The organism is Streptomyces hainanensis (assembly GCF_004348415.1).
In the GTDB taxonomy this organism is placed as follows: Bacteria; Actinomycetota; Actinomycetes; order Streptomycetales; family Streptomycetaceae; genus Streptomyces; species Streptomyces hainanensis.
Genome location: NZ_SMKI01000440.1, coordinates 1 through 6,457, shown reverse-complemented (window position 1 = coordinate 6,457; position 6,457 = coordinate 1). Strand labels below are relative to the sequence as shown.

Here is a 6,457-nt window from a genome sequence, read left to right as displayed (position 1 = left end):
GGGTCGACCGGCGCCGCGGTGCCGGCGGGGGCGCGGCGGCGGCCGGTGAGCAGCAGCGCGGCCGCGACGACGGCGCCGCCGAGCGGCAGGCCCCAGACCCACCAGGGCAACGACGGGGAGCCGCCGACGAGTTCGGGTGCGGTGGGCACGGTGAGCGCGGGGTCGGCGAGCGAGACCGTGTGGGTGGCCGGCTCGTTCGGCGAGGCGTAGCCGAGGTCGGTGGTGGCGAGCACCACCCGCATCCGGTGACCGGCCTCGAACGGGTAGTCGATCGTCGGGAGTCGGACGTCGACGGTGCGTCCCTCGCCGATGTCGTCGACGCGGATCGGGGCGACCAGTTGGGCGGGCAGGCTCTGGCTGCCGCCGTCCGGCGCGACGTCGTAGAGCTTGGCGAACAGCACGGCGCTCTCGGCGTCGGACGACAGGTCGATCCGCACGGAGGGGGCGCCGGTGACCCGCGTGGTCCGGTCGAGCGGCGCGGAGTCGAACGAGGCGTACTGGCCGGGGAAGTCGAGCGCGAGGCCGAGGCCGAGGGTGGAGATCCGGGCGAGCGAGCCGAGCCCGGGGACGGCGGAGACGCCGGGCGGGGCGCCGCCCGGCGGGTTGACGAAGCTCTGCTCGCCGCCGGTGAGTTCGACGGCGGTGGACTCGCCGTCGAGCCCCGGATAGGCGTCGCCCGAGGCGCCGCGCAGCAGGGTGGAGCCGTTGGTGGAGTCGAAGCCGCTGATCCGGGTGACGCGGAAGCCGGGCCCGGTGTCGGCGCCCGGGTCGTCGCGCAGGTAGCGGTCGAACCAGTCGATGGTGCGTTCCTCGGTCCTGCCGGCCTCGGAGATGCCGCCGTCGTGTCCGGCCCACACCCAGTCGACGCTGACCGGGGCGCCGTTCGCCTCGATGGCCCCGGCCATGGCGTCGGCCTGGTCGAGGGGGAAGAGCGAGTCGTGCTGGCCCTGGGTGATCAGGGTCGGCACGTCGATGCGGTCGGCGACGGCGGCGGGGCTGCGGGCGTGCAGCAGGTGGCGGGCGGCCTCGTCGGGCGCGCCGGCGACGGCCACCCGCTCGTACAGCGCGCACAGCTCGGGCAGGAACCGGCCGCAGCCCGGGTCGTCGGCGGTCGATCCGGTGGTGGCCTCGGTGGATCCGGTGGTGAAGAGGATGCCGGTCCACAGCCGTTTGAAGACGCCCTGGGGGAACAGTGCCTCGGCGAGGTCCCAGTAGGTGACCCGCGGGGCGATGGCGTCCACCCGGTCGTCGTGCCCGGCGGCGAGCAGGGCGATGGCGCCGCCGTAGGAGGAGCCGGCGACGCCGACCCGGGGGTCGCCGTCGCCGTCGAGCCGGATGTCGGGGCGCTCGGCGAGCCAGTCGATCAGCCGGGAGACGTCGGCGACCTCGCGCTCCGGGTCGTTGAGGCCGATGCGCCCGGTGGAGCCGCCGAAGCCGCGGGCCGACCAGGTGAGCACGGCGTAGCCGGCGCGGGCCAGCCGCTCCGCCTCCGGCCTGACGTCCTCCTTGCTGCCGCCGAAGCCGTGCGCGAGCAGCACGGCGGGGCGTGGCTCGGCGGCGTCGCCGGCGGTGAACAGGGAGGTGTCGATCCGCACGGTCTGCCGGCTGCCCGGCTCCTCCGGCATCTCGAACACCCGGTCGTCGCGCGCCACCCCGGGCCCGTCGTCGCCGGTCGCCGCCCAGGTGCCGACGCCGGCCAGCACGGCCAGGGCGGCCAGCACCTCGGCCGCCCGGCGACCGCGCAGCGGCCATCGCGTTCTCATGTGCCGGGGTTCTCCTTCGAGACGGCCGATGGTCTCTCAACGCTACGTCATGGCCATCTCGTCGGGGCGACGCGGTGTGTCAGGTCTGGGGCCCCTCCTCGTCCAGGCTCAGGGGGACGGAGGGTGGCGGCAGGCCGGCGATGTGCAGCTGTCGCCGGGCCAGCCGCCACCGGCCGTCCTCCTTGCGCAGCAGGTCGGCGTAGCCGCCGGTCCGCACCAGTTCGTGGCGGCCGTCCTCGTGGGCGAAGGTGACGGTGAGGAGCGAGCGGGTCTCGGCGAGTACGCGGGACTGGCGGACGACCACGATGTTGGTGGTGACGTGCCGCTGGTGGACGCCGAGCGTGTGCCGGTTGTGGTGCCAGCGTTGCCGCAGCGTCCGCAGCACCTCGTCCCTGCCGACGACGACGCTTGGCAGCGGTGGTACCGCGGGCAGCACCTCGTAGCGCGCGTCCTCGGTGAACAGGCCGGTCAGAGCGGCGAAGTCGCCGGAGTCGTAGGAGGGGCCGAAGGCGGCGACGACGTCCGTGACGGCCATCCGGTCGACCAGGGTCGCGAGGTCGAGCCGGTCGGTCGAGCCCGGGGGGATCAGTGGTCCCGGCGTCATCGGGGGCCCGCCGCGCTGGCCATCCCGGTCGTCGGCGCGACCCCGTCGGAAGGAGAGTGGGCGGCGGTATGGGACAGCAGCCAACGTCGGACTACCTCCGCGGTCATGTCGGCGTGGTCGGAGACCATCGTGCAGTGGTCCCCGGGTACCTCGCTCAGTTCGTGGTCAAGTGGCCAGGTGGCGCGCCACCCGTCGTAGCCGGTGGTGGGCTCGTCGGGATTCCCGGGAACGCACTCACTCGGGCGCACGAAGAGGGTGGGCGCCCGCACGGGTTCGGGCCGCCAACCGCGGTGCAGGACGCGGTAGCGGCCGAACGCCGTGAGCGCGGGGTAGTCGAGGCTGACGAACTCCGACCTGCGCTCGATCAGTTCGTAGTTCATGGCCTTGCGCATCCGCAGGGCCATGCCGTCGGGCTGGTAGGTGTCGAGGAGGACGACGCCGACCGGGTGTGAGCCCATGGCCTCCAGCTCCCTGGCCACCCGGTGGGCGAACCAGCCGCCCGAGGAGTACCCGAGCAGGGCCAGGGTCCGACCGCCGGCGTGCCGGAGCGCCGCCTCGGCCAGCACCCGGGCCAGCGTGTCGACGCGGGCTGGGAGGGGTTCCGTCTCGCGGAATCCCGGCAGCGTGACGACGGACAGGTCGAGGCCGCCGCGCAGGTGGGAGGAGAGCCGGGCGTACTGGACCGAGGGCTCGACCGGGCCGACCGGGGGGAAAGCGATGACCAGCGGGGCGTCGGAGGCGCCCTCGCTGAGCCGGGTGGCACCGGCGCGCTGCCAGTCGGAGCCGTCGAGCGCCTCCGGGCTGTCGAAGGTTGCGCGCAGGGTGGCGGCCGCGTCGAGCATCGTCTCCCCCTCGTATGACCTGCCGAGCAGCGCGATCCGCCGGTAGAGGGGGGCCAGCGAGCCGTGCTCGCCCCCCTCGGTCGACTCGCGTGGACGTGCCAGTCCGGCGGTGAGGAAGCTCGCCAGTTCACTCGGGGTCTCGTTGTCGTATATCAGTGAGGCGGTGAGGGTCAGTCCGGTGAGGCGGTTCAACCTGTCGCGGATTCCGATGGCCGCCATGGAGTCGGTGCCCAGGTCCTGGAATCGCTGGTGGGGGTCGATCCTCTCGGTCGTCCGATGGCCGAGTTCGGCCGCGACCTCCTGGAGCACCAGGTCGAGCAGCGCCACCCGTCGTTCGGCCTCGGGGAGGGCCGCGAGCCGTTCCCGCAGCCCCTTGGCGGCCACCGTGGTGTCGGGCGAGACCGCGTCTGGCTCGGTCCTGGGGACGAGGCCGGCGATGAGCCGCCGGGGCGTGGACAACCGGTAGTTGCCGGCGAACCTGGTCCATTCGACGTCCGCCACCGTGACGGTCGTGTCGTCGCCGGCGAGGGCCTGGCCGAGGGCGACGACGGCGTGCTCCGGTTCCATGGCGCGCAGGCCGAGGCGACCGATGGCGCGCTCGTCGAGTTCCTTGGCCATGCCGTCGCCGGCCCATATGCCCCAGGCCACGGCGGTCGCCGGCCGGCCGGCGGCGCGCCGACGTTCGGCCAGGGCGTCGAGGAAGGCGTTGGCCGCCGCATAGGGGCCCTGTCCCGCGCCGCCCCAGACCCCGGCGCCGGAGGAGAACAGCACGAACGCGTCGAGCGGTACGCCGACGAGCAGTTCGTCGAGCAGCAGGGCCCCGCCGACCTTGGCGTCGATCACGTCGGCGAGTGTCGCGGGGTCGGTCACGGTGACCGGCTCGACCTGGTTGTGCCGCCCGGCGGCGTGCACGACGGTGCGCGGCGTGCGCCCCTCGGCGCGCAGCCGGTCAAGGACGGCGGCCAGGGCGGTCCGGTCGGCGACGTCGCAGGCGAGCGTCGTCACCGTGGCGCCCATCGCCTCGAGTTCGGTCCTGAGCCGGTCGGCCCCCGGGGCCGCGGGGCCGCGCCTGCTCAGGAGCACCAGGTCCCGGGTGCCCTCGCGGGCGAGCCAACGCGCGACGTGGCCGCCGAGGCCGCCGGTGCCCCCGGTGATCAGCGCGGTGCCGGACGGCCGGAACGGCGTCGCCGGCGGCCGGTCGTCGGCCCTGGCCAGCCGGCGGGCGTGTGGTCCGTCGTCCCGGACGGCGACCTGGTCCTCGTCCGCGGTCGCCGCGATCACGCCGGCCAGGACGTCAAGGGCGCGGTCGTCGACCTCGTGTGGCAGATCGACCAGGCCGCCCCACTCCGCGGGGCGTTCCAGGCCGACGACGCGGCCGAGCCCCGCCGAGGCGGCGCCCACGAGGCTGGTGACGGGCTCGGCGTCGACCGAGACGGCGCCCCGGGTGACCCACCACAGCGGGGCCCGGACGCCGGCTTCCTCGAGAGCCTGGACGAGCAGGATGTCGTGGCCGAGGGCGCCGGTCACCCGGGCGGGGATGGCGGCGCGGCCGGCGGGTTCGTGTTCCTGGGTCATGTCCCCCGCGGCGAGCAGCGAGACCACTCCGGACAGGCCGCCCGGCCCGGCGGCGAGATCACGCACGGCGTTCCACGGCCTGCCGGTCGGCTCGTCCCCGCCACGGTCGTCCGCCGGCGCGTGCGCGTCGAGGGACGTGACGGTGGCGCCGTGCCGCCGCAGCGCGTCGACGACCCGGACGGTGAGCGGATCGCGGGGATCGGCCGCCACCAACCACCGTCCGGAGAGCGTGGCGCGCTGGTCGACGGCGATGGGCTCCCATCGGATCCGGTAGCGCCAGTCGGCGACCTGGGCGGCCAGCCGCTCGCGGCGTCTGGCGGTGGACGGCATCAGGGCGTAGGTGTCGCGTTGGAAGGCGTAGCCGGGCAGTTGGGGGAGGGCGGCGGGAGTACGGGCGTCGGCGGTGTGGTCGGCGGCCCAGTCGACGGGCAGTCCATGCAGGAACGCGGTGGTCAGGGCGTTGGCGAAGGTCTCGACCTGGCGTCCGCCGCGCCGTTGGGTCGCGATGGCCGTGGGTCGGTCCTCGCCGGCGTGGCTCTCGCCGAGATCCGCGGTCAGCACGGCGTCGGGCCCGATCTCCACGAACGTGGTGACACCCAGGGAACGCAGGGTGCGGATGCCGTCGTGGAATCTGACGGGCCGCCGGACCTGGTCGAGCCAGTACTCGGGTGAGGTCAGTTGGCCGTGGTCGGCGGGGCGACCCGTGAGATTGGTGACGACGGGTAGCGAGGGTTCGGCGAACGTCAGCTGGCGGAGGGTTCCCGCGAAGTCGTCGAGCATCGGTTCCATCAAGGGCGAGTGGAAGGCGTGCGAGACCCGCAGCTGGCTGGTGCGACGGCCACGGGCCGCGAACGTCTCGGCCACCCGCGTGACGGCCTCGGCCACGCCGGAGACGACGACGGACGTGGGCCCGTTGATGGCGGCGATCACGACCGTCCCCTCGTGCGACCGGCGGGTGAGCTCCTCGGCCACCTCCTCCTCGGTGGCGGCGATCGCGGTCATGGCGCCGCCGGCGGGGAGCGCCGCCATCAGCGTGGCGCGGGCCGCGACCAGCCGGGCGGCGTCGGCGAGGGAGAGGACGCCGGAGACGTGGGCCGCGGTGATCTCGCCGAGCGAGTGGCCGATCAGGAAGTCGGGCTGCTCGGGCACCCGGGAGCGCCAGAGCCGGTACAGCGCGGTCTCATAGGCGAAGAGGGCGGGCTGGGCCGCCCCGGTATCGTCCGACGCCGCGGCACCAGACGTGCCGTCGGCGGCGAGGACCGCGTCCCGTGGCGAGGACGGCAGCAGACCGTCGAAGGCGGCGCATGCCTCGTCGAACGCCTCGGCGAAGGCCGGGAAGGCGTCGTGGAGTTCCCGGCCCATGCCGGGCCGTTGGGCGCCCTGTCCCGTGAACAGCAACGCGGTCCGGTCGGGCCGAGACGGGTTGGCGCCCAGGGCGAGCCGGGCGTTGGGCCGGCCGGCCGCCAGGTCGGTGAGGACGGCGACCAGTTCGGCGCGGTCCCGGCCATGGAGCACGGCGCGGTGTTCGAGGGCGCTCCTGGTGGTGGCGAGCGCCAGGCCGATCGCTGTCGGGTCGAGGTCGGGATCACGCTCGACGCGGTCGAGCAGCCGGTGGGCCTGTTCGTGGAGCGCCCGGGGGTCGCGGGCCGACAGCACCCAGGGCAGGCGGGCGG

The 6,457-nt window shown here is 74.7% G+C and carries 3 protein-coding genes; all 3 read right to left on the bottom strand.

Annotated elements, in window-relative coordinates; all coding sequences use genetic code 11:
• On the bottom strand, positions 1-1,763 hold a 1,763-nt coding region (locus E1283_RS29455), incomplete at its 3' end, for an alpha/beta hydrolase family protein (RefSeq protein ID WP_132821214.1).
• A 79-nt stretch (positions 1,764-1,842) separates the two neighbouring features.
• Positions 1,843-2,367 carry a nuclear transport factor 2 family protein gene (locus E1283_RS29450; RefSeq protein WP_132821213.1) on the bottom strand — a complete coding sequence of 175 codons (525 nt, stop codon included), beginning with the start codon at positions 2,365-2,367 and terminating at the stop codon, positions 1,843-1,845.
• Positions 2,364-6,457 (bottom strand): type I polyketide synthase (locus tag E1283_RS29445; RefSeq protein WP_132821212.1); only part of this gene is annotated, 4,094 nt, incomplete at its 5' end. The genes E1283_RS29445 and E1283_RS29450, both read right to left, overlap by 4 nt.

Excerpts from the sequence above, each read along its gene's own strand:
- E1283_RS29450 (WP_132821213.1), bottom strand. The coding sequence starts at position 2,367 with ATGACGCCGGGACCACTGATCCCCCCGGGCTCGACCGACCGGCTCGAC.